The 22513-nt window shown below is 46.1% G+C and carries 24 protein-coding genes; 18 read left to right on the forward strand and 6 right to left on the reverse strand.

What is annotated here, in order from left to right; genetic code table 11:
- Positions 1-54: 54 nt before the first annotated feature.
- Genes bioA through ICN19_RS03900 form a run of 4 tightly spaced genes read left to right on the forward strand, consistent with a single transcriptional unit; the run spans position 55 to position 4601 of the window.
- Complete coding sequence (bioA, locus tag ICN19_RS03885) at positions 55-1401, forward strand: adenosylmethionine--8-amino-7-oxononanoate transaminase (RefSeq protein WP_216245847.1); 1347 nt, start codon at positions 55-57, stop codon at positions 1399-1401.
- Positions 1398-2636: an 8-amino-7-oxononanoate synthase gene (locus ICN19_RS03890; RefSeq protein WP_216245848.1), complete on the forward strand. Its 1239-nt coding sequence runs from the start codon at positions 1398-1400 to the stop codon at positions 2634-2636. The genes bioA and ICN19_RS03890 overlap by 4 nt, the downstream gene beginning before the upstream one ends.
- Positions 2629-3348 (forward strand): dethiobiotin synthase, encoded by a 720-nt coding sequence (bioD, locus tag ICN19_RS03895; RefSeq protein WP_216245849.1) that lies wholly within the window; start codon positions 2629-2631, stop codon positions 3346-3348. The genes ICN19_RS03890 and bioD overlap by 8 nt, the downstream gene beginning before the upstream one ends.
- Before the next feature lie 56 nt (positions 3349-3404).
- Positions 3405-4601 (forward strand): M20 aminoacylase family protein, encoded by a 1197-nt coding sequence (locus tag ICN19_RS03900; protein ID WP_216245850.1) that lies wholly within the window; start codon positions 3405-3407, stop codon positions 4599-4601.
- A 22-nt stretch (positions 4602-4623) separates the two neighbouring features.
- Here the strand turns inward: ICN19_RS03900 and ICN19_RS03905 are convergent, their stop codons facing one another.
- The 3 genes from ICN19_RS03905 to apaG all read right to left on the reverse strand — a co-directional run bounded on the left by ICN19_RS03905 (position 4624) and on the right by apaG (position 7067).
- Positions 4624-5400 carry an enoyl-CoA hydratase gene (locus tag ICN19_RS03905; protein WP_216245851.1) on the reverse strand — a complete coding sequence of 259 codons (777 nt, stop codon included), beginning with the start codon at positions 5398-5400 and terminating at the stop codon, positions 4624-4626.
- Between the two features lie 26 nt (positions 5401-5426).
- Complete coding sequence (locus ICN19_RS03910; protein WP_216245852.1) at positions 5427-6557, reverse strand: murein transglycosylase A; 1131 nt, start codon at positions 6555-6557, stop codon at positions 5427-5429.
- A gap of 135 nt (positions 6558-6692) precedes the next feature.
- On the reverse strand, positions 6693-7067 hold the full coding sequence (gene apaG, locus ICN19_RS03915) for a Co2+/Mg2+ efflux protein ApaG (RefSeq protein ID WP_068320265.1): 375 nt from the start codon (positions 7065-7067) through the stop codon (positions 6693-6695).
- 49 nt (positions 7068-7116) lie between these two features.
- Here apaG and rpe point away from each other — a divergent pair, with 49 nt between their 5' ends.
- The 5 genes from rpe to trpC are packed head-to-tail and all read left to right on the forward strand — an operon-like array spanning position 7117 to position 11757.
- Positions 7117-7842: a ribulose-phosphate 3-epimerase gene (gene rpe, locus ICN19_RS03920; RefSeq protein ID WP_216245853.1), complete on the forward strand. Its 726-nt coding sequence runs from the start codon at positions 7117-7119 to the stop codon at positions 7840-7842.
- Positions 7842-9347 carry an anthranilate synthase component I gene (gene trpE, locus ICN19_RS03925; protein WP_216245854.1) on the forward strand — a complete coding sequence of 502 codons (1506 nt, stop codon included), beginning with the start codon at positions 7842-7844 and terminating at the stop codon, positions 9345-9347. Before rpe ends, trpE begins: the two co-directional genes overlap by 1 nt.
- The gene (locus tag ICN19_RS03930) at positions 9331-9897 is read left to right on the forward strand and encodes an aminodeoxychorismate/anthranilate synthase component II (RefSeq protein ID WP_216245855.1); all 567 of its coding nucleotides are present in this window, start codon (positions 9331-9333) and stop codon (positions 9895-9897) included. The genes trpE and ICN19_RS03930 overlap by 17 nt, the downstream gene beginning before the upstream one ends.
- A 20-nt stretch (positions 9898-9917) precedes the next feature.
- Entirely contained in the window at positions 9918-10943 is a 1026-nt protein-coding gene (gene trpD / locus ICN19_RS03935) for an anthranilate phosphoribosyltransferase (RefSeq protein ID WP_216245856.1), read from the forward strand.
- Positions 10944-10953: 10 nt separating this feature from the next.
- Positions 10954-11757, forward strand: coding sequence for an indole-3-glycerol phosphate synthase TrpC (trpC, locus tag ICN19_RS03940; protein ID WP_216245857.1), 804 nt, complete (start codon positions 10954-10956; stop codon positions 11755-11757).
- Here the strand turns inward: trpC and ICN19_RS03945 are convergent.
- On the reverse strand, positions 11738-12307 hold the full coding sequence (locus ICN19_RS03945; protein ID WP_216245858.1) for a hypothetical protein: 570 nt from the start codon (positions 12305-12307) through the stop codon (positions 11738-11740). The two genes, trpC and ICN19_RS03945, sit on opposite strands and share 20 nt — an antisense overlap.
- 113 nt (positions 12308-12420) lie before the next feature.
- Here ICN19_RS03945 and ICN19_RS03950 point away from each other — a divergent pair, with 113 nt between their 5' ends.
- Entirely contained in the window at positions 12421-12771 is a 351-nt protein-coding gene (locus ICN19_RS03950) for a hypothetical protein (protein WP_216245859.1), read from the forward strand.
- 77 nt (positions 12772-12848) lie between these two features.
- Here ICN19_RS03950 and ychF read toward each other — a convergent pair whose 3' ends face one another.
- On the reverse strand, positions 12849-13943 hold the full coding sequence (ychF, locus tag ICN19_RS03955; protein ID WP_216245860.1) for a redox-regulated ATPase YchF: 1095 nt from the start codon (positions 13941-13943) through the stop codon (positions 12849-12851).
- A gap of 40 nt (positions 13944-13983) precedes the next feature.
- Between ychF and ICN19_RS03960 the strand changes: the two genes are divergently transcribed.
- Genes ICN19_RS03960 through ICN19_RS03975 form a run of 4 tightly spaced genes read left to right on the forward strand, consistent with a single transcriptional unit; the run spans position 13984 to position 18516 of the window.
- The gene (locus ICN19_RS03960) at positions 13984-15258 is read left to right on the forward strand and encodes an FAD-dependent monooxygenase (RefSeq protein ID WP_216245861.1); all 1275 of its coding nucleotides are present in this window, start codon (positions 13984-13986) and stop codon (positions 15256-15258) included.
- Positions 15251-15967: a DsbC family protein gene (locus ICN19_RS03965; protein ID WP_216245862.1), complete on the forward strand. Its 717-nt coding sequence runs from the start codon at positions 15251-15253 to the stop codon at positions 15965-15967. Before ICN19_RS03960 ends, ICN19_RS03965 begins: the two co-directional genes overlap by 8 nt.
- A 2-nt stretch (positions 15968-15969) precedes the next feature.
- The gene (locus ICN19_RS03970) at positions 15970-17754 is read left to right on the forward strand and encodes a M61 family metallopeptidase (protein ID WP_255536923.1); all 1785 of its coding nucleotides are present in this window, start codon (positions 15970-15972) and stop codon (positions 17752-17754) included.
- Between the two features lie 6 nt (positions 17755-17760).
- Entirely contained in the window at positions 17761-18516 is a 756-nt protein-coding gene (locus ICN19_RS03975; protein WP_216245863.1) for a uracil-DNA glycosylase, read from the forward strand.
- Here ICN19_RS03975 and ICN19_RS03980 read toward each other — a convergent pair.
- Positions 18505-18801, reverse strand: coding sequence for a hypothetical protein (locus ICN19_RS03980; RefSeq protein ID WP_255536924.1), 297 nt, complete (start codon positions 18799-18801; stop codon positions 18505-18507). The genes ICN19_RS03975 and ICN19_RS03980 overlap by 12 nt on opposite strands.
- Position 18802: 1 nt before the next feature.
- Between ICN19_RS03980 and hemA the strand changes: the two genes are divergently transcribed.
- The 4 genes from hemA (at position 18803) to grxD (ending at position 22484) form a co-directional block, all read left to right on the forward strand.
- Entirely contained in the window at positions 18803-20119 is a 1317-nt protein-coding gene (hemA, locus tag ICN19_RS03985) for a glutamyl-tRNA reductase (RefSeq protein ID WP_216245864.1), read from the forward strand.
- A complete protein-coding gene (gene prfA / locus ICN19_RS03990; RefSeq protein WP_068320237.1) occupies positions 20120-21199 on the forward strand; it encodes a peptide chain release factor 1 in 1080 nt (359 codons plus the stop codon).
- Between the two features lie 11 nt (positions 21200-21210).
- Positions 21211-22068: a peptide chain release factor N(5)-glutamine methyltransferase gene (prmC, locus tag ICN19_RS03995; protein WP_370625128.1), complete on the forward strand. Its 858-nt coding sequence runs from the start codon at positions 21211-21213 to the stop codon at positions 22066-22068.
- Between the two features lie 107 nt (positions 22069-22175).
- Positions 22176-22484 carry a Grx4 family monothiol glutaredoxin gene (grxD, locus tag ICN19_RS04000; RefSeq protein ID WP_068320233.1) on the forward strand — a complete coding sequence of 103 codons (309 nt, stop codon included), beginning with the start codon at positions 22176-22178 and terminating at the stop codon, positions 22482-22484.
- Positions 22485-22513 lie beyond the last annotated feature (29 nt).

The raw sequence follows: 22513 nt of genomic DNA on the forward strand, positions 1-22513 counted from the left end.
AAACATAACAGATACAGGCCTGAAATTGGGAAAACTAGTGGTCAAATATCAAACATGAAGGTTATTTCTGATTTAAATCAAGCCGCACTCGTTGATCGCAGCCTAGCAGCCGTTTGGCACCCATGCACCCAGATGAAACAGCATGAGTCCTTTCCGTTAGTTGCGATTACCAAAGGTAAGGGCGCTTGGCTGTACGACGAAAACGGAAATGCCCTACTCGATGCCATTAGTTCTTGGTGGACCAATTTATTTGGTCACTCCAATCCACGCATTAATCAAGCAATCACTGAGCAACTAGAAAAAATTGAGCATGTAATGCTCGCTGGATTTACACATCTACCAGTGGTGGAATTGTCCGAAAAACTTTCGGCACTCACCAAACATCATTTAGGTCATGTCTTCTATGCATCTGATGGCGCATCTGCTGTGGAAATTGCACTCAAGATGAGTCATCACTTTTGGCAGCTCCATGACAAACCGCAAAAGAAAAAGTTTGTTTGTGTAGAGAATGGTTATCACGGGGAAACACTAGGCGCCTTAGCGGTAACTGACGTAGCCATTTTCAGAGAAGCGTACGGATCACTGCTGCAAGATGTCTACACAGTCACCTCTCCCGATGCGCGCAAAGCAAAAGTTGGTGAGAGCGCGGAAGAGGTGGCAAAGCATGCAGCTAAAAAACTTGAAGAGTTATTTATAAAAGAGCATCAACATATAGCTGCCTTTATTGTCGAACCCTTAGTGCAATGCGCCGGACAAATGGCGATGCACTCTCCTGAGTATCTTCGCCTAGTCAGAGAGCTATGCAATCGCTATGACGTACATCTGATTGCAGATGAGATTGCCGTTGGCTGCGGGCGGAGCGGTAAATTCTTCGCCTGTGAGCATGCTGGCATCTGGCCAGATTTCTTAACGCTCTCCAAAGGCATTAGCGGCGGCTATTTGCCACTATCACTGTGTCTTGCTACCGATCAGATTTACCAAGCGTTTTATGGCGACCAAACGTCGCAAGGGTTTTTACACTCCCACTCATACACCGGCAATCCGCTAGCATGCGCTGCTGCTTTGGCCTGCCTTGAGATTTTTGAATCAGAAAACGTATTAGAAAAAAATATTGAGCGCTCACAAGAATTGGCGAACGCTTTTACCTGGGCAAAGACCGATCCCCGAATTGAGCATTGGCGCCAACAGGGAATGATTTTGGCATTTGACGTAAAAAACAATTGCCTCAAAGATCCCAAAACTTTTGCACGCACTATGTTTGCTAATAGCTTAGAAGCAGCTGTATTAATAAGGCCTATTGGCAATACGATTTATGTAATGCCTCCCTATATTTTGTCATCCGAAGAAACGATGCAATTAGGTAAAGCAGTGCAGCTTGCTCTAGAGAAGACATTGGCATGACAAACGCATTTAATGCCCTTCATTTAGCGCAAGAGCAAATTGCAGATTTGGATTTGCAGCTACTCAAGCGAAAACTCAGAGCAACTGAATCTCCATGCGATACCAAAGCGCTGGTTAATGGACGTGAATTAAAAGCTTTCTGCAGCAATGACTATCTGGGCCTGGCAAATCACCCCGACCTAGTTCAAGCCCTTGCTGAAGGTGCCGCGCAGTATGGCGTTGGTAGCGGCGCCTCTCATCTCATCAGTGGCCATAGCATTGCTCATGAGATTCTTGAAAGGAAGTTGGCGGATTTTCAGAGGCAACATATTCCAGATGCACGCGCACTCTTTTTTAGTACCGGCTACCTTGCTAATTTGACAGCCATTACAGCCTTTGCAAGACTTGCGCCACAAGGATCCGTCAGCATTTATTCAGCAAGGCTAAATCATGCGTCTTTAATTGACGGTGTTCGACTAGCAAGTGCGCAAACTAATGCACAGGTTCACTTGTTTGATCATGAAGACATCAATACATTAGGTGAATTACTAAAGACTGATAAGAGTACCCTCAAGATGATCGTCACCGATGGCGTCTTTAGCATGGATGGCGATCTTGCTCCCGTTAAGCGATTGTTAGAAATTGCAGAGCAATACGATGCATTGCTGTTGGTCGATGATGCGCATGGCTTTGGGGTTTTAGGCAAGCACGGTCACGGCATATTGGAGCAAGAAAATATCTGCTCAGATCGCATTGTGTATATCGGCACCCTTGGAAAGGCCGCTGGCGTCAGCGGTGCTTTTGTTTGTGCTCATGCAACCTTGATTGAATGGCTTATCCAAAAAGGTCGCCCCTTTATTTACAGTACTGCTACCCCACCAGCAATAGCGCACACACTCTCCAAGAGCTTAGACATCATTGAGGGGGATGAAGGTAACAATCGCCGTGCCCAACTGAACAAACTTATTCGCATTTGGCAGGATGAAATGCATTTTGCTCAATGGGAAAAGGTGTCCTCTTGCACAGCTATTCAGCCTGTTATTTTGGGCAGTAATGCCAATGCCTTGCTGGCCGCCAAGTTACTAGATGAGGCAGGTTATTGGATTCCAGCCATTCGTCCACCGACCGTACCCATTGGAAGTGCGCGATTGAGGATTACCTTCTCGGCAAATCATAGTGAAACAGATTTACGTCAGCTAATCGCCACCCTAAAGACTATTGAGCAGACAGCAATCCAAAAGGCGCCCCATGAGTAAGTCTGCTGGATTCTTTGTTACAGGAACTGATACCGAAGTTGGGAAAACCTTGGTAAGCGGCGCGCTCATTGTGAAATTGCGCGAGCAACAAATAAACGCCATTGGCTTTAAACCTGTTGTCGCCGGCACCTACAAAGATGAAAACGGCATAACTCTCAACGAAGATTTAGAAACGCTACGCATTGCGTCTAACCTTGGCCATAACGAATTAAGCTTATGCCCTTATGTACTAGATCAACCAGTAGCTCCTCACTTAGTGGCAGAGCAGCAAGGGTTAAAACTTGAAATAGGCGTGATGACCGATGCTTTTCAGAATATTCAACAGTATGCAGATTGCGTTGTGGTTGAGGGTGCTGGCGGCCTACTAATACCTTTAAATAAAGATGAAGATTTAAGTGGGTTTGCAAAGAAGATTGATTTGCCAATCATCTTTGTAGTGGGTATGAAGTTAGGTTGCCTTAATCACAGCCTACTAACGTATGAGGCAATCAAAGCGCGTAATTTAAATGTTGCAGGATGGATAGCCAACTCCCTTGCGGAGGAAATGCCGCTTCTGCAAGAAAATCTACAGACCTTGCAAGCCAGAATTGCAGCTCCATTTCTAGGCCTGATCCCATCATTGCCAAAAGACTTACAAAAAGCTACTGATAGCCCTTATTCAATTGATGCTTTGCGTTTTGCTGCAAAGCACATGCAATTACCCAATCAATAATCAGTATTAATTACCTTCTAACGGCATATTAAATGACTTTCGGATAAGATGAAGGGATGCATTTACTTCCAGAAATTACCGAATCCGCAGAAGCGATTCAAGAAATTCGACGCAATATTCATGCACACCCTGAATTGCGTTTCGAAGAAAATCGCACGGCCAATTTAGTTGCAGAGGCACTTTCTAGCTGGGGAATCACCGTTTACCGTGGTATGGGAAAAACTGGAGTAGTGGGCCGCTTGGATGGCGACTTAGGCCCAGGCAAGATGATTGGTCTTCGTGCTGATATGGATGCGCTGCCATTGCAAGAGCACAACAACTTTGCACATGCATCAAAAAATCCAGGAAAAATGCACGCTTGTGGTCACGATGGTCACACTGCCATGCTTCTTGGTGCCGCACAATATCTATCAAATCATCGTGACTTCAAAGGTACGGTGATCTTTATTTTCCAGCCTGCGGAAGAAGGTGGTGCGGGCGCAAATGAAATGATCAAAGATGGACTCTTCAAAGAGTTTCCATGTGATGCTGTATTTGGTTTACACAACTGGCCGGGCCTAGCGGAAGGTCATTTTGGCGTAACACCTGGCCCCATGATGGCCTCTAGCAATACTTTCGAAATCACCATTACAGGAAAAGGTGGTCACGCCGCTCTTCCACATAACAGCGCAGATCCAGTATTTACGGGTGCGCAGGTGGTTCTTGCATTGCAAAGCATCATTACTCGCAATAAACGCCCTGTAGATGCCGCGGTTTTATCCATTACGCAATTTCATGCCGGTGAAACAAGCAATGTCATTCCGGATAGCGCATTCATTGGTGGCACAGTGCGTACATTCACGTTGGACGTCTTGGACCTCATTGAGCAGCGCCTTCGAGAAATCGCACACAGTGTTGCGAGTGCTTTCGATTGCCAAGCAGAAATTACATTTGCTAGAAATTACCCACCCCTCATTAATCATGCCAATGAAGTGGAATTTGCCACCGAGGTAATGAGTGAATTAGTTGGCAAGCAAAATGTGAATGCCTCAATCGATCCGACGATGGGCGCAGAAGACTTTGCATTTATGTTGCTGGAAAAGCCAGGTTGTTATGTTTTCCTTGGTAATGGCGATGGCGATCATCGCTCTGTAGGTCATGGCATGGGTCCTTGCCACCTACACAATCCCTCATACGACTTTAATGATTCCTTGATCCCAGTAGGCGTGAGCTATTGGGTCAAACTAGCTCAACGCTTCCTGGAAAAAAACTAAATTCTTTTTTGAATTTATTTACTTAAGAATTAGTAAATTTGGCTGGGCGTTTTTCCATAAACGCGGCCATGCCTTCTTTCTGATCATTTGTAGCAAAACACGCATGAAAGAGACGGCGCTCAAAATGAATGCCCTCAGACAATGTAGTCTCGTAGGCAGTGTTAATGCTTTCTTTCACCATCATTGCAGTTAATAAAGGCATATCAGCAATTCCTTTAGCAATCGCTTTTACCTCTTTCAATAATTCTGCTTGCGGGAAAATTCTGGCGACCAAACCTGACCGCTCAGCTTCGGCAGCATCCATCATGCGGCCTGTCAGAGCTAAATCCATGGCTTTTGCTTTCGATACTGCACGCGGTAAACGTTGTGTACCGCCAGCCCCAGGAATGATGCCTAGCTTCACTTCTGGTTGAGCAAACTTCGCGTTATCCGCAGCCATAATGGTGTCGCACATCATGGCGAGCTCACAACCACCGCCCAGCGCATAGCCTGAGACGGCAGCTATTACAGGTTTACGGACTTTTTTAATCTCTTCCCAATTGCGGGTAATAAAGTCGCCGCGATAAACATCTTTCAATCCATACTTCGCCATGGATGCGATATCTGCTCCAGCCGCAAACGCCTTCTCGCTGCCAGTGACAATCATGCAGCCAATATTGTCATCTGCATCAAAAGCCAATAGCGCAGCGCCAAGCTCCTCCATCAATTGGTCATTCAAGGCATTTAATACTTCAGGCCGATTCAAAGTGATCGTGGCAACTTTACCGTCCACTTCAGTCAAAATTGTTTTGTAGCTCATGTATTTCTTTCAGCAATAAAAATGAATTAACGTGGAAGCAGCAGCCACATCCTGCCGTTTTGTTTCATGCGGCCCGCCATCTCTCCAGCAGATTCTCCTGATCCCCAATAGTAGTCTGCTCTCACGCCGCCGACAATCGCTTTACCAGTATCCTGCGCCATTACTAGCTTTTGCAAGGGTTGATTGCTTAGCGGCTTAGTGGTGGCCAAAAAGACAGGTGCGCCCAAAGGCAAAGCCTGCAGATCCACAGCAATGCTACGCTCACTAGTGAGCGGAACGCCTAAGGCACCGTTGGGGCCCAGATCTGCTGACACATTGCCCGGTAACTCTTTAAAGAAAACAAAACGTGGGTTGGCATTGAGCATTTCATTAACTCGATCAGGATTACGTTTAGCCCACTGCGAAATACCTTGCATCGTTGCTTCGCTTCGCGTAATTTCTTTGCGATCTAACAACCACTGTGCGAATGACTTAAATGGTTGATCGTTGGTTCCAGCAAAGCCAAGACGTAAGATTCGACCATCTTCAAGACGAATTTTTCCAGAGCCTTGGATTTGCATGGAGGCTGCTGCCACAGGATCTTGCACCCATGCGATTTCAGATCCATTGAGCACTCCTGAACTCATGAGCTCTGCACGCGTTGGACCTGGATTCGGCTTTGATTTACGCCAAGCGCTTGGATAGCTATAAAGAGGTACGTTGTATGTACTAGTGCGAGTAAGTGAGCCATTCATGACCGGCTCGTAATACCCAGTAATTAAGCCTGTATCGTTTCCAGAGCTAGTGCGAATTTCATAAACTTGAAAATTACTTTCGAAATATTTTCGAACTGCTTGCGTATCTCGACCCGAAACATTGCTTGCTTGAGCACACACTTGACGCCAATTGACTTCACTATTTTTCTTGCGTAAAGCATCACAGCTTTTTAACCAAGCGGGCCAAGCTTGAGATAGATCATCCTCCTGCCACCCCGGCAAAGCCTGCCAGGAGACAGCGCTAAAACTTGCAATGGAAGAGCTGTAGCTTGATGGCGAGGCACCGGAGCTGCTCGAGCGATATCCCGTACCACGAGTAGGGGGAGTGGAACATCCAGCAACCAAGCTGGCAACTAGGATTGCGAATACACTTAATGAAACATATTTAAATTTAGAAATCATGATCGCCAATTTACTCGATGAATACCCAATGCTACTGTTTGTCTTTGAAGGTGCCGTTGCCTTAGGACTTTTGTTGTTTATTGTTCTCTGGACGGGCAAAGGCAAAAAATAGCCCTTCTGCGTCCTTGCCCTAAGCTAGTGCAAGGTACGCGGCATGACTAGGGCGAACTCAGGAATGGGGGCCTGAAAGAACTGAGCCTCCTCAGTTACGCAGAAATACTCCCCACGCATGGTCCCCGCAGGGGTGGGCAAAGTAGCCCAACTGGTGTATTCAAAATGCTCCCCCGAGCGCAAAAGTGGCTGTTGGCCTACAACCCCCAATCCCCGGACCTCCTGGACATCGTTATCCCCATCAGTAATAAACCAATGGCGTGCAATTAGCTGAATGCTGGCCGTACCCGTATTTCGTATGGTGACGGTATAAGCAAAGGCAAATTGGCGGTTATCCGGGTCAGATTGCTCAGGAAGATACTGGGCTTTGACCGTAATGCTGATTTCGTGGGGATTCATGGTCGAATTCTGCTCCATCCTAAGGTCAACTGCAAGCTAGAATCTAGGGATGGAAAGCCAAAAATCATCCTCAAATAGTCAATTTGTTATTGCCCCATCGATTTTGTCTGCTGACTTCGCCTGTCTGGGCAAGGAAGTACAAGACGTTTTAGTGGCGGGCGCTGATTGGATTCACTTTGATGTGATGGATAACCACTATGTGCCTAATCTGACTATTGGCCCCTTGGTTTGTGAGGCTATTCGTCCGCATGTAACCAAAGATGGCAAGCCAGCTGTGATCGATGTTCACTTAATGATTGAACCAGTGGATCGCATTGTTCCTGACTTTGCTAAAGCGGGTGCCAATCTCATTAGCTTTCATCCCGAAGCAAGTCCGCATGTTAATCGCACACTGAATCTCATTCGTGATCAAGGTTGCCAAGCAGGTCTTGTGTTTAATCCAGCAACCCCACTAGATCATCTTGATCACACATTGGAACTCATTGACCTGGTATTGCTGATGTCAGTTAATCCAGGATTCGGTGGTCAATCATTTATACCAAGCACTCTCAATAAAATTTCTCAAGTTCGTGCGCGCCTCGATCGCTACCAAGCAGAGACTGGCCGACACATTCGTCTTGAGGTGGATGGCGGCATTAAGGTCGACAATATTGCCGAAGTAGCGAAAGCGGGTGCCGATACATTTGTGGCAGGCTCAGCAATTTACGGTAAAGAAAATTATGCACAAGTGATTGATGCAATGCGCACTGAATTAGGAAAGTCAGGAATATCCTAATGCAACGCGAAGAATTTAATGCCCTAGCAAAACAGGGTTTCAATCGCATTCCTCTCATTAAGGAGGTATTGGCAGATCTTGAAACTCCATTGTCGCTTTACGTCAAACTCAGCCAAGCGTTTGGCAAGAAAAATACCTACCTATTGGAGTCTGTTTTAGGTGGTGAACGCTTCGGCCGCTTCTCCTTTATTGGCCTGCCTGCCAAGACAATCGTCAGAACTGTTGGCACGCCTACTGCGCCGATCAATGAAGTGGTTACAGATGGAAAAGTTGTTGAAAGTAATACCGACAATCCACTCGACTTTGTAGATACTTATTTCAAACGCTTTAAGGTTGCACTACAAGCCGATATGCCACGTTTTTGTGGTGGCTTAGCAGGTTACTTTGGTTATGACACAGTGCGTTACATTGAGTCACGCCTAGCTAAGCATCAACTTCCGGATGAATTAGGGGTGCCTGATATTCAACTCATGTTGACAGAAGAGTTAGCAGTGATTGATAACGTTGCTGGAAAAATTTACTTCATCGTTTATGCAGATCCAAGCATTACTGATAGCTTTGAAAAAGCTCAGGGACGCTTAAAAGAATTAATGACTTGTCTTGGCAAGCCAGCAAATATGCCAGCATCTTTACCAAGCACCAAAACAGAACTCATTCGTAAATTTAAGGCTGCCGATTTTGAAAATGCAGTCCTTAAAACTAAAGAATATATTTTGGCCGGTGATTGCATGCAGGTTGTCATTGGTCAGCGTATTAGCAAACCCTTTACAGATTCACCATTAGCACTCTATAGAGCCCTACGCTCACTCAATCCATCCCCATATATGTATTTCTACGACTTTGGGGATATGCAAATCGTTGGATCATCTCCCGAAATCTTGGTGCGCCAAGAAAAACGTGCTGCCGAGAAGATTGTGACCATACGTCCGCTGGCTGGCACACGCCCTCGCGGAGCAAACCCCGAGGAAGATGAGCGCCTTGCCAAAGAGCTCTTGGCAGATCCTAAAGAAATCGCAGAACACGTCATGCTGATTGATTTAGCTCGCAATGACGTGGGACGTATCGCCAAAACAGGTTCAGTGAAGGTGACTGACTCTATGTCGATCGAGAAGTACTCACATGTTCAACATATTGTGAGCTCTGTAGAAGGCGATCTTTTAGACAATATGAGCAATATGGATGTATTGCGAGCCACCTTCCCAGCAGGCACCTTGTCAGGGGCACCAAAAATTCGGGCAATGGAAATCATTGATGAGATGGAAATCGTGAAGCGCGGCGTATACGGTGGTGCGGTTGGCTATCTATCCTTCTCCGGAGATATGGATGTAGCCATTGCTATTCGTACGGGCGTTATCCGCGATGGCATGCTGCACTCTCAGGCAGGCGCTGGTGTCGTAGCCGACTCTGACCCAACTGCCGAGTGGAAAGAAACGGAAGCAAAAGCACGTGCAGTATTGACTGCAGCAGATTTAGTACAAGGAGGACTTGATGCTCCTAATGATTGATAACTATGATTCGTTTACCTATAACCTTGTTCAGTATTTTGCGGAACTGGGTGAAGAAGTAAAAGTATTTCGCAATGATGAAATTACGGTTGAGGATATTGCTAAGCTCAATCCTGCACGCATCTGCATCTCACCTGGGCCATGTAGCCCAGCTGAAGCAGGCATCTCAGTTGAAACTATCAAGCGCTATGCCGGAGAAATTCCGATTCTTGGAGTTTGCTTAGGTCATCAAGCGATTGGTGAAGCGTTTGGCGGTAAAGTCATTCGCGCCCAAAAGGTGATGCACGGTAAGACCGATAGCATTCATCACACTGGTGTGGGTGTATTTAAAAATTTACCCGATCCATTTAAGGTGACTCGTTATCACTCTCTCGCTATCGAGAAAAGTTCCCTGCCTGCGATGTTAGAAGTAACCGCAACATCGTCCGATGGGGAGATTATGGGTGTACGCCACAAGGAGCTTGCGGTTGAAGGTGTGCAGTTTCATCCAGAGTCAATTCTTTCTGAGCATGGCCATGCCCTGCTCAAGAATTTTTTACAAAACAAATAAGCAACCTTAATTACAGCGCTATGCCAATCACTCCGCAAGAAGCCTTACAACGCTGCATTGAACACCGCGAACTATTTCATGATGAGATGACTGCCATGATGCGCCTCATCATGAGCGGTGAGATGTCGCCAGAGTTGGTTGCTGGATTATTGGTTGCACTGCGCACCAAAAAAGAAACCGTTGGTGAAATCGCTGCTGCTGCACAAGTCATGCGTGAGTTTGCAACCTCTGTAAAAGTGGATGACCGCAATCACCTAGTTGATGTAGTTGGCACAGGCGGCGATGGCGCGCACACATTCAATATCTCGACTGCAGCGATGTTTGTTGCAGCAGGTGCAGGAGCAAAGATTGCTAAACACGGCAACCGTAGTGTGAGCAGCAAGTCCGGTAGCGCTGATGTTTTAGAAGCGCTTGGCGTTAATCTTGCTCTGTCCGCCGATCAAGTAGCCAAATGCATCTCAACGGTAGGCGCAGGCTTTATGTTTGCCCCAAACCATCATCCAGCAATGAAGAATGTTGTTCCTATTCGCAAGCCACTCGGCGTACGAACTATTTTTAATATCTTGGGCCCTCTCACCAACCCTGCAGATGCCAAGCGTATCTTGATGGGTGTGTTTCACCCGGATCTCGTAGGCATTCAGGCACGCGTATTGCAAGCATTAGGAATGGAGCACGCACTAGTGGTTTATGGACGCGATGGTCTTGATGAAATTTCTTTAGAGGGACCCACCCTGGTTGGAGAGCTCAAAGATGGCGTGGTGCGTGAATATGAAATTCATCCAAAAGACTTTGGCCTAAATACAGCCCCAACCAATGGCTTCAAAGTAGGAAATGCCGAAGAGTCCAAGAAGATTGTTCTTGAGGTTCTCGATGGCAAGCCAGGCGCAGCAAGCGATATTGTTTGCCTCAATGCAGGTGCAACGCTTTACGTTGCGGGCGTGGCAAAAGACATTGCTAGCGGTGTTGAACTTGCTAAAGCCGCTATTGCATCAGGTGCTGCACGTCAGAAGCTAGACGCATTCGTAGCAGCAACACAATCTAAATAAATCACTATTCATGAGCGATATCCTCGACAAAATTGTTGCAACCAAAAAGATTGAAGTTGCCAACTGCCTCAATAAAGTGTCACTTGCCAATCAACGTGAGCAAGCTGAAGCGAATAATCTAGATGCATTTCTAAAGCCTAGAGGCTTTATCCAGTCTATAGAGAGAAAAATTGCAGCTGGTAAAGCTGGTGTGATCACTGAAATTAAGAGGGCGAGCCCAAGCAAAGGAATCTTGCGCGAGAACTTTGTGCCAGCAGATATTGCCAAGTCCTATGAAAAACATGGCGCCGCTTGTTTGTCAGTTCTGACAGATGTGGATTATTTTCAAGGCTGCAACGACTACCTCCAGCAAGCTCGTGCCGCTTGCAGTATTCCCGTTTTGCGCAAGGACTTCACCATAGATCCATATCAAGTTTATGAAGCCCGCGCGATTGGTGCAGATGCAATTCTATTAATCGTAGCTTGCTTAGAGCTCAATCAAATGAAAGAGTTGGAAGCCTGCGCGCATGAGCTAGGTTTAGATGTATTGGTCGAGGTACACAATGCTCCCGAGTTGGAGCAAGCGTTAGAACTTAAAACTCCGCTACTTGGAATTAATAATCGAAACCTCAAGACTTTTGAGGTAACCCTGCAAACTACGCTCTCTCTGCTATCTATGGTTCCGAGTAGCAAAACATTGGTAACAGAGTCTGGGATATTGGGTCGCGCCGATGTTGAGCTCATGCGCGAACATCAAGTAAATGCCTTCTTGGTGGGTGAAGCCTTTATGCGTGCCGCCGACCCAGGCACCGCTCTTAGTGAGCTGTTTGCCTAACTTTTCTCAAGAGGTCTAAGCAGTATTTGACCAAAGAGATTAGTAGCAAAGAACCTAATACATCACCTATAAACATCACGACAAAGTGATTGATGCTACCAGCGTCTTCCAGCGTCATAGTGGAAAACCACCATTGATGCAAGCCTGCTGAAAACAGGGAATACATCAAAATACAGGCAATTAGTTTTGGGAAATTGAGATTACTTAGATCTGATTCAAGTCGTAGATTACTAAATACAAAAAATCGAGCTAAATACGGAGCAAATCCGGAGATTAGTCCGATGCCAACGCACAGCGTTAACTCATGCGGGAAGTCACCGTAATAGCTAATGAGGAAAGAGGCGACTGCAATTCCAAGGGCGCCAGGCAAACCAAAAATCAAAGTCAGAAATAAACGCAAGCCAGCGGGAAGATAAATCCAATTGACTCCCAAACCAAATACCAAGCTATTCGTTAACCAACCATTGAAATAAAAAAGAAATGTGTACGCCATCGCACTAATGACGCATCCAATAAACCACTCTGAAGAAATTGTGAATAATTTAGACATTGCACTCAGTATGGATTAATTCTTTTAATTGATGTCGGTCAATTGCTAAAAGTAAGATTAGGGAATACACTCATGTTAGCTCAAAAGCTAATAACAAATAATCACAAGCGCAAATGCCAACTCTCAAAACTTCGCCCTACATCAAGTTTCTTAATCTGATTGATGCTATTGATCGCATTAATCCAGGGAAGAAACTGGACTGCGTAGAAGAAAGCCTGCTGGATAAGATTGTTGCTTGTGCGCATGCCAAGCAAGCTATTTTGGTTGGCGATTTAATTTCCATTGCTGACCTAGGCTCGCAGGCCACATTACATGGTCGCCTGAAAAATCTGAGTGCTATGGGTTACATCAAAATGGCGGCCAATGCGGATGGTCGTAAAAAAGAGGTTTTGCCGACTAAGATGGCCTTGAAGCGCTATGAAGAAATCTCTAAATGCTTAGAAAAGGCCGTTAAAGCTGTTTAATCAGTAACTCAGCCTATTCGGCCACATAAGCAAAAAGCCCTTTTCAGGGCTTTTTTATTTGGCTGGAATAGAACTTCTTAGACGTTAAACAAGAAGTTCAATACGTCTCCATCCTTCACAACGTATTCCTTACCTTCAGCGCGCATCTTGCCTGCTTCCTTGGCACCCGCCTCACCTTTGAACTGAACAAAGTCATCATAAGAAATAGTTTGGGCACGAATAAACCCGCGCTCAAAATCCGTATGAATCACACCAGCAGCTTGTGGCGCTGTATCACCCTGATGAATAGTCCAGGCACGAACTTCTTTAACACCAGCGGTGAAATAGGTTTGCAAACCGAGCAATGAATAACCTGCACGAATCACGCGATCCAAGCCCGGCTCTTCCATCCCCAGATCAGCTAGGAACTCAATCTTGTCAGCTTCATCCAAGTCAGCAATTTCTGCTTCAATTGCCGCACAAACCGCTACGACCGGCGCATTTTCTTTTGCAGCATGTTGTTTAACAGCGTCGAGGTGTGGATTGTTTGAGAAGCCATCTTCTTTCACATTCGCAACATACATCGCAGGCTTAGCCGTAATTAAGCACAAAGGCTTGATAAGCAACTTTTCATCGTCACTTAAGTTCAGGCTACGCACTGGTAAAGCAGAATCTAGATGGGTTTGAACTTTAGTCAGCACAGCAACTAAAGCAGCAGCTTCTTTGTCATTACCTGACTTTGCTGCCTTACTTGAACGATTGAGAGTTTTCTCTACAGTTGCCAAATCAGATAGCGCCAACTCGGTATCAATCACACCAATATCAGCGATGGGGTCAATTTTTCCGGCAACGTGAATCACGTTTGGATCCTCGAAACACCGCACCACATGGGTAATGGCGTCTGTTTCACGGATATTGGCCAAAAACTGATTGCCAAGACCTTCACCTTTTGAGGCGCCAGCTACCAAACCAGCAATATCGACAAATTCGACTGCTGCGGGCAGGATGCGCTCGGGCTTCACGATCTCAGCCAAAGCGGCTAAACGGGGGTCAGGAACCTCAACAACGCCCACATTAGGCTCAATCGTGCAGAAAGGATAGTTTTCCGCTGCGATCCCAGCCTTGGTAAGCGCATTAAAGAGGGTAGATTTGCCGACGTTAGGCAGGCCGACGATGCCACATTTCAAAGACATGACGTTATTGTAAAGGGGCTGGTTTCGATATCATCGAGTTATGTCAGAAGTTCACTTAAATTCCCTGTCCAAATCCTCAGGCCACCCCTCCCAAATGCGTACAGCAGACGTTGTTGTAGTTGGCGGAGGCATTGCTGGTAAGGCTTGCGCCCTCGGCCTAGCCCAATTGGGCCTGCAAACTATTGAAATAGCTCCTGATTTAGGGCAAATCGTTGCTAGCCCACAAGGCACCCAATGGGGACAACGAATCTATGCTTTTTCTCCAAGCACTCAAAAATTGCTGGCCCATCTACAAATTTGGGACGCAATCGATCACAGTCGCCTGCAGCCAGTCCGGGATATGCGCATTTATGGTGATCGAGGCGAAAAAAATGACCAACTCCACCTTTCGGCATTTGAAGCAGGAACACCTCAGCTTGCCTGGATTGGGGAGTCCAACTTAATTGAGCACACTCTTGATCAAGCATCTCGCTTTCAAAATAAACTAGAGCGTATCAGTGATGTTGTAGAAAAAATTCATGTAGATGCAGATGGAAGTACTTTGCATTTAAAAAATGGCGGCAGTATTCGCGCACAACTTGTGATTGCAGCTGATGGTGCTAACTCCCCTATTCGCAATGAGCTTGGAATCAGTGCCAGTGAAGAAAGTTATTCTCAAAGCGCGGTGGTAGCTAATTGGTTATGCGCCTATCCCCATCTAGAAACTGCCTTTCAGTGGTTCTTGCCAGGTGGCGATATCGTTGCCATGTTGCCCTTACCAGGCAAACAAGTCTCGATGGTTTGGTCTACCTCGACAGAGCATGCAGCTGAGTTATTAAAACTCGATCAAGCGCAATGGTTAGATCAATTTGCATCTATTGCGAATGGTGTCATTCTTAAACAGTTGGGCGAGCTCAGTCTGAACTCCATACCAGCGGCTTACCCTTTGCGAAAAATTCGAGCTAAACGATTTATCGGACCAGAAACATCTCCAAAGGTTGTGCTAATTGGGGATGCAGCCCACGTGATGCACCCACTAGCGGGGCAAGGCCTTAATTTAGGCTTGCGTGATGTTGCTGTCTTATTGAATATTTTGGGTAAACGTGAATCCTTTCGCTCACCAAGCGACATCGTATTACTCCGTCGCTATGAGCGACAACGTCAAGGCGACACCAGCGCCCTGTTGTGGGTTACCGATAAACTCAAGAAATTATTTTCTGCAAGCAGCAATACAGAACGACAACTCCGCAACTGGGGTCTAGGTCTTGTGAACAAAAGCCATTTTATAAAACAGCGCCTCATTGAACGCGCTTTGGGAGAAATTGATTTTGAATAAATTCTTATCTGCGATTGCCTTTATGAGTGCAGCACTGCTTTGTGCTGGAGCAGCTCATGCGCAACCAGAACAACAAATAAAAACTGAGCTTCAAAAGAAGTTGGGCGCCAACGCTAAGGTGAAAAGTGTTTCACCAGCACCAGTGTCAGGTCTCTATGAAGTATTGGTTGGCAATGATATTTTTTATACGGATAGCTCTGGAAAATATTTGATTCAAGGTGAAATCATTGAGCTTGCAACTGGTAAAAATGTTACCGAGCAAAGGCAGGCAGATTTAAATCGCATTAAATGGAGTGATTTAACCCCTGCTAACGCCATCAAAAATGTTCGCGGCAACGGCAGTCGTCAGCTTGCTGTTTTTTCTGACCCCAACTGCGGCTACTGTAAGCGCTTAGAAAAATCACTACAGCAACTAGACAACGTCACCATCTATACCTATCTGATTCCAATACTATCGCCAGACTCCGCACAGAAATCAAAGCAAATTTGGTGTTCTGCTGATCCCTATAAGGCCTATATGGATTGGATGGTTAACGGCGTCGCTCCAAGCGGAAAGAGTGATTGCAGCACACCATTAGATAAAAATATGGCATTTGCAAAGACCTATGGGGTCACAGGCACACCAACTTTATTTTTTACAGATGGAAGCCGCTTCCCTGGTGCCGTTCAAATTACCGACATTGAAAAGAAATTTAATTCACTGAAATAACTATGATGAATCAAGCCGACTTACCTGCAATCCAATACACGGTCTGGCCGGCTGATCTCCATGGTCATCGCTTTCGCATCAAGCTGCATATTGCCAATCCTGACGCTAACGGCCAGATCCTGCAAATGCCCGCTTGGATTCCGGGTAGTTATTTAATTCGAGATTTCAGTAAACATGTAGAGTCTCTTGAGGCATTCTCAGGGACAGGCACTAGAAAGAAACTTGCGGTAGAGCGGATTGATAATGACCATTGGCGCTTGCCACCAGCTGATGGTCCTATTGAGATTCTGACTACTGTTTACGCATTTGATTCATCAGTTCGTGCGGCCTATCTCGATACCGAGCGCGCCTTCTTCAATGCAACCAGCCTATGTCTTGCAGTCAAAGGCCAAGAGCATGTTCCTTGCTCTCTTGCCGTCACTGCGCCTGAGGCTGCTTTTGCTGACCATTGGACAGTGCAAACGACTTTAAGAGCAGCAAAGACTGATGAGCGTGGATTTGGTTTTTATCTCGCAAAAAATTATGATGATTTACTTGATCACCCTGTTGCTATGGGTGAGTTTCAACTAGTGCACTGGAAATCACATGGCGTATCCCATCGCATGGCTATCCAAGGGTGCAATCACATTATTGATTCCAAGCGCCTTGCAGATGATCTGCAAGCAATTTGCAGTAGCACTATTGAGCTATTTGAACCCAAAACCAAGCGCGCCCCATTTGGGGAATATCTCTTTTTAGTTAATGCCGTACTGAATGGCTATGGCGGTCTTGAACATCGCAATAGCACTGCATTACTTTGCCGACGCGATCAAATCCCCCAGGAAAATATTGCCTTTGAAGAGTCTGCTTACAGAGAATTTCTAGGTCTGTGCAGTCATGAATATTTTCACGCGTGGTTAGTTAAACGTATTCAACCAAAGGCTTTTCAACCTTACGACCTCGCAAAGAGAAATCACACTCGCTTGCTCTGGATATTTGAGGGATTCACCAGTTATTACGATGACCTTCAACTATTGCGCAGCAAACGAATTGACCTAACAACCTATCTAAGACTCGTTGCAGACAACTGGAATAGCATCTTGCGCGGCCCAGGTCGTCAAAAGCAAAGCCTTGCTGATAGCTCATTTGACGCCTGGACAAAGTATTACCAGGCAGATGAAAACACGCCTAATGCAGTTGTTAGCTACTACGGTAAAGGCGCATTACTGGCACTTGGTCTTGATTTGCAAATCCGCGCATTCTCTAAAAACAAGCTTTCCCTAGATGATTTAATGCGTCTCATGTGGCGTAAGCATGGCATCACCCTAGACGGCCTCGCAGAAGATGAGCTGGATAATTTGTTAGCGGAATTACTGGGTGAAGGTTTCAGCAAAATTTGGGCAGATATAAAAGCACGTTACATTTTTGGCATTGAAGATATTCCACTACAAAAATGGATTGGATCAAACCTCATTACCGTAAAACCAAAACACCAATCAACTCTAGAAAAACTCAAGTTGAAATTTGGAATGCGGCACATAGATTCCAATGGCTGGCTAAAAGTGACTCATGTACTTGATGGCGGCATTGCCCAGGCAGCAGGCTTATCTGCAGGAGATCTCCTGGCTAGCCTTGATGGGCAACGCGTCACCAGCGCGCGCTGGGATAGAGTTTTAGGTAGTCTTTCTGAAAACACTCAAACACGCATCACCTTTTATCGCGATGATCTTGAGCATGAGCGTATGGTCTCACTGAAATCTACCCAAATACCCCAACAATATGAACTATCGCCAAAGAAAGATGTCTGATCAAAATTGAAGGCACTATTTTCAAAAGATGATATTCCTAGCGATTGGCGTGCACTACTAGGAAACTATTTTGAGTCGGCAGATTGGCAATCGCTAGAAAAGAATTTGCAGACTGTTTTGAATTCAGATCTGGATGCCGTTCGACCAGAACCACAAAACTTTTTTAAAGCCCTCAAACTCACTCCAGTGGATTCCGTTAAGGTGGTGATTTTGGGTCAAGACCCCTATCACTCTCCAGGATTAGCCCAGGGACTTGCATTTTCTATTCCCGCGGAAATTGCAATCAACTCTCGAGAATTCCCCAGTTCGCTTCGCAACATCAGCAAAGCACTTGCACTAGAAGGTTTTGGTCAGTTACCCAGCGGTGATCTGTATGGCTGGGCCAAGCAGGGGGTTCTTCTCCTCAATACTGCCTTGAGCGTTAAGTTGGGTGAAGCAGGCAGTCACACCCATTTAGGGTGGAAAAGTTTGATTGATCATTTAATCAATGCGCTCTCTAAATCTAAGCCGCATTTAGTTTGGATGCTCTGGGGTGGTCACGCACAATCCAAACTGCCCTTGATCGAAGGCGGCCAAGACCAATTAGTTTTGCAATCCTCACATCCATCAGGCTTGGGGGTTTATAAAACGGATAAGCCCTTTTTAGAGCCCGGCGCCAAAGCAAGCTGCAATCACTTCAGCAGAACTAATCAGTGGCTTATGGAACACAAAAGCTCACCCATCCGTTGGGTGGAAGGTGTTCAAAATGACTTATTTAGCTAAAGCGGTAAATAAACAAGCTACTGCACAAGAGGCAAAAATAGCGCTGGCCCACTCCAGTATTTGCCCAGACTGAAAAAATCCCCAGTATTGCCCTAAAAACGAGCTGCCAGCAGCTGCAGTAACGCCAAGCAAGAAGGCTAGAAGGATCTTCCCAGGCCTTAAGCCCTGTGAGGGTCCGGGATAAAAAATCCAGGCCGAGACCCCAGAAATACCCCCAATCACCAGAAAAGCTAAAAACCCCATTGATACCCCCATTAATGCTGCCATCAAATCTATAATCGCCATTATGAAGTTGTTGACACTCGGCATCAATCATCACACAGCGCCGGTCGCCATTCGGGAAAAGGTCGCCTTTGACCCCGAATTTCTTCAAGAAGCGTTGCACGATCTACGCCAACACTTAGTTGGCGCGAATCATGCTGGGCTGCCCGAAGCCACTATTTTGTCGACCTGTAACCGTACCGAGTTGTATTGCGCTGCGAATGATGACAATGCTGCAAGCATCTTGCATGAAGCAACTTTTGATTGGCTAGCAAAAACTCAACAACTTGCGCCTAGCAGTCTTGAGCCTCATATTTACTCTTTGCCACAATCCGATGCAGTTCGACACGCCTTCAGAGTGGCATGCGGTCTAGACTCGATGGTCATTGGTGAGACTCAAATCTTAGGGCAAATGAAAGACGCAGTACGTACTGCAAACGATGCTGGTGTTTTGGGAACGTACCTCAATCAACTCTTTCAGAAAACATTTGCGGTAGCCAAGGAAGTGCGCGGCTCAACTGAAATTGGCGCTCACTCTATTTCAATGGCCGCAGCATCTGTGCGACTGTCTGAACGCATCTTTGAAAAAATTTCAGATCAAAAGATTTTGTTTATTGGTGCTGGTGACATGATCACCTTATGCGCAACACATTTCGTTGCACGTAAACCTAAAAATGTTGCGATCGCCAATCGCACTATCGAGCGCGGGCAAGAATTAGCAGACTCTATTTCTGCGCAAGATGTAGAGGCTGAATCTTTCAAGCTCTCCGAGCTACCTGGGCGCCTTCACGAGTTCGACATTATTGTTTCTAGCACCGCCTCATCTCTTCCAATTATTGGCCTTGGCATGGTAGAAAGTGCGCTCAAACAGCGCCGCCACAAGCCGATGGTGATGATTGATTTGGCAGTACCAAGAGACTTTGAACCAGAAATCTCTCGCTTAGATGACATCTATCTATACACGGTGGATGACTTAGGGATCATGATTCAAACTGGCGCCAATTTACGTCAAGCAGCAGTAAGTCAAGCCGAGGCGATCATCGAAGACCGTGTTGGCAACTTTATGCATTGGATGCAGGGTCGCAATTCTGTTCCGCTGATTCAGGATATTCAGCAGCAAGGTGAACGCTTGCGGCAGCTTGAGCTTGAGCGCGCAATGAAGCGCTTGATGCGCGGTGATGACCCACAAGAAGTTCTCAATGCGATGGCGCAAGGCCTCACAAATAAATTTTTGCATGGCTCACTCCATGCGCTGCAACACTCTAATGGCGCTGAGCGTGACGCCTTGATTAAGTTGTTACCTAAATTATTCGCCTCGCATTCCAAGCCAGAAGACCATTAGATGAAGCCCAGCATGCGGGCTAAGCTAGACCACCTAGACACGCGCTTAGCCGAACTCAATTCCCTTTTAACTTCCGAAGAAGCAACCAAAGACATGGATGCTTATCGGAAGCTCACGCGCGAGCATTCTGATATTGCGACAGTAGTTGAGCAATTCGGCCTCTACAAGCAAGCTGAAGCAGATGCTCAAGCAGCAGAAGATATGCGCAAAGATCCGGAAATGAAAGATTTCGCGGATGAAGAGCAGAAGCAGGCTTTAGCGACGATGGAAGCGCTTGAGGGCACACTCCAAAAGCTCTTGCTCCCTAAAGATGAGAATGATGAACGTAACGTTTTCTTAGAAATTCGGGCAGGCACTGGTGGCGATGAGAGTGCGCTATTTGCAGGCGATCTTCTGCGTATGTACACGCGCTTTGCTGAACGTCAAGGCTGGAAAGTAGAAGTAGTCAGTGCTGCCGAATCTGATTTGGGTGGCTATAAAGAAGTAGTCTTGCGCCTGGTGGGTCAAGCTGTTTACTCGCGCCTAAAGTTTGAATCTGGTGGACATCGCGTGCAACGTGTTCCGCAAACAGAAACCCAAGGTCGTATTCACACCTCTGCTTGTACTGTAGCCGTAATGCCAGAGGCAGATGAACTTGAGGCAGTCAAGATCAACCCAGCCGAATTAAGAATCGATACTTTCCGCGCCTCAGGTGCTGGTGGACAGCATATTAATAAAACTGACTCTGCGGTACGTATCACCCATTTACCTACTGGCACAGTAGTGGAGTGCCAAGACGATCGCAGCCAACACCGCAATCGTGAACAAGCCATGAAAGTATTGGTTTCTCGCATCATGGATGCACGCGAACGCGAGAAGCATCAACTCGAAGCGCAAACCCGCAAATCTCTCATTGGCTCTGGTGACCGCAGCGATCGTATCCGAACTTATAACTTCCCCCAAGGTCGCATTACCGACCATCGCATCAACCTCACTCTGTATAAGATTGATGCCATGATGGATGGCGATATAGACGATCTTTGCAACGCCCTTGCCTCCGAGCATCAAGCCGAATTGCTTGCTGCCCTTGGTGATAACTAAGTCATCAATCAGTGATCACTGAAACTGTGAGTGCAAATTTAAGCCTACGCGCTCTATTGAGAGATACAGCACTTGCATCTGCTGATGCAAAAGTGCTTATGGCGCATGTTCTAGAAAAGCATTACCAACTTCCACGCTCCGCCCTACTATCACGTGATGAGTTAGAGCTTCATGACATAGCGCTTGAAGACTGGAAAAGGCTTGAGTCTAAGAGACTGCAAGGTGAGCCAGTTGCCTACCTTATAGGTAAAAGAGGTTTTCACAACATTGAACTTTATGTTGCCCCCGGCGTTCTGATTCCGCGCCCAGAGACAGAACTTCTCGTTGAAATTGGCCTGCAAGAAATTAAGCGCTTGAATACGCCAACAAGCATTCTCGATCTCGGCACAGGTTCTGGTGCGATTGCCTTGGCGATTGCAAATGATGCCCCTCAAGCTATTGTTACTGCTACGGATCAATCTATCGAAGCGTTAGAGATAGCCAAAGCCAATGCTAAGCAATTAAAGATTGCCGATCGTGTGCAATTTTTTCAAGGTAGCTGGTATGAAGCTCTAGAGGCTGGCGCCTCTTTTGACATCATCTTAAGTAATCCACCGTATATTGCCTCGGAAGATTCACATCTAAAACAGGGGGACTTACGTTTTGAGCCACTTTCAGCCCTCACTGATCACGGCACAGGACTTACTTGCCTAGAATCTATTATTTCCGGGGCCCAGCTATACCTAAACCTGAATGGCTTGATTGCGGTAGAACATGGTTTTGACCAATCAGAAGCAGTCGTATCCCTAATGAAGCTAGCAGGGTTGCGTGATATTCAAACCCATGTGGATTTGGGTGGGCATTACCGCGTTGCCTCGGGCAGAAAATAAAGCCAAATAACCTTTTTTCACATTAAGTCTTAAAATCAACTAAACCTTGTTTTTAAAACTGTCATAGTAATAAGACCGCTGCAGTAGAAATTTATTAGAAAGAATGTATGGACACTCAAGCTCAAATAAAAGAAATCGTTACTAGCCACCCTGTTGTTTTATTCATGAAGGGGACTGCTCAGTTTCCGCAATGTGGCTTTTCCGGAAATGCTGTCAATATCTTGCGCGCCAGTGGCGTTGAAAAACTCCATACCGTAAACGTCTTAGAAGACGCAGGCATTCGTCAGGGCATCAAAGAATATGCAAACTGGCCAACCATTCCTCAGCTCTATATCAATGGTGAATTTATTGGTGGTTCTGACATCATGACTGAAATGTTTCAGTCTGGCGAACTCCAAAAGCTTGTTAAAGCTTAATTACTCTTTTTGTAGAGACTATTGACGCT

It is taken from the genome of Polynucleobacter sp. AP-Capit-er-40B-B4 (assembly GCF_018882245.1).
In the GTDB taxonomy this organism is placed as follows: Bacteria; Pseudomonadota; Gammaproteobacteria; order Burkholderiales; family Burkholderiaceae; genus Polynucleobacter.

Bases quoted from the DNA above. Each gene is read 5' to 3' on its own strand.
- ICN19_RS03980 (WP_255536924.1), bottom strand. From the start codon at position 18,801: ATGGCGATTATAGATTTGATGGCAGCATTAATGGGGGTATCAATGGGG.
- apaG (WP_068320265.1), bottom strand. From the start codon at position 7,067: ATGAATCCCCACGAAATCAGCATTACGGTCAAAGCCCAGTATCTTCCT.
- trpD (WP_216245856.1), top strand. From the start codon at position 9,918: ATGCCAATCACTCCGCAAGAAGCCTTACAACGCTGCATTGAACACCGC.
- trpC (WP_216245857.1), top strand. From the start codon at position 10,954: ATGAGCGATATCCTCGACAAAATTGTTGCAACCAAAAAGATTGAAGTT.
- trpE (WP_216245854.1), top strand. From the start codon at position 7,842: ATGCAACGCGAAGAATTTAATGCCCTAGCAAAACAGGGTTTCAATCGC.
- rpe (WP_216245853.1), top strand. From the start codon at position 7,117: ATGGAAAGCCAAAAATCATCCTCAAATAGTCAATTTGTTATTGCCCCA.
- grxD (WP_068320233.1), top strand. From the start codon at position 22,176: ATGGACACTCAAGCTCAAATAAAAGAAATCGTTACTAGCCACCCTGTT.
- ICN19_RS03910 (WP_216245852.1), bottom strand. From the start codon at position 6,557: ATGATTTCTAAATTTAAATATGTTTCATTAAGTGTATTCGCAATCCTA.
- bioD (WP_216245849.1), top strand. From the start codon at position 2,629: ATGAGTAAGTCTGCTGGATTCTTTGTTACAGGAACTGATACCGAAGTT.
- bioA (WP_216245847.1), top strand. From the start codon at position 55: ATGAAGGTTATTTCTGATTTAAATCAAGCCGCACTCGTTGATCGCAGC.
- ICN19_RS03960 (WP_216245861.1), top strand. From the start codon at position 13,984: ATGTCAGAAGTTCACTTAAATTCCCTGTCCAAATCCTCAGGCCACCCC.
- ICN19_RS03930 (WP_216245855.1), top strand. From the start codon at position 9,331: ATGCTCCTAATGATTGATAACTATGATTCGTTTACCTATAACCTTGTT.
- ICN19_RS03900 (WP_216245850.1), top strand. From the start codon at position 3,405: ATGCATTTACTTCCAGAAATTACCGAATCCGCAGAAGCGATTCAAGAA.
- ICN19_RS03890 (WP_216245848.1), top strand. From the start codon at position 1,398: ATGACAAACGCATTTAATGCCCTTCATTTAGCGCAAGAGCAAATTGCA.
- prfA (WP_068320237.1), top strand. From the start codon at position 20,120: ATGAAGCCCAGCATGCGGGCTAAGCTAGACCACCTAGACACGCGCTTA.
- ICN19_RS03970 (WP_255536923.1), top strand. From the start codon at position 15,970: ATGATGAATCAAGCCGACTTACCTGCAATCCAATACACGGTCTGGCCG.
- ICN19_RS03905 (WP_216245851.1), bottom strand. From the start codon at position 5,400: ATGAGCTACAAAACAATTTTGACTGAAGTGGACGGTAAAGTTGCCACG.
- ICN19_RS03945 (WP_216245858.1), bottom strand. From the start codon at position 12,307: ATGTCTAAATTATTCACAATTTCTTCAGAGTGGTTTATTGGATGCGTC.
- ychF (WP_216245860.1), bottom strand. From the start codon at position 13,943: ATGTCTTTGAAATGTGGCATCGTCGGCCTGCCTAACGTCGGCAAATCT.
- hemA (WP_216245864.1), top strand. From the start codon at position 18,803: ATGAAGTTGTTGACACTCGGCATCAATCATCACACAGCGCCGGTCGCC.
- ICN19_RS03950 (WP_216245859.1), top strand. From the start codon at position 12,421: ATGCCAACTCTCAAAACTTCGCCCTACATCAAGTTTCTTAATCTGATT.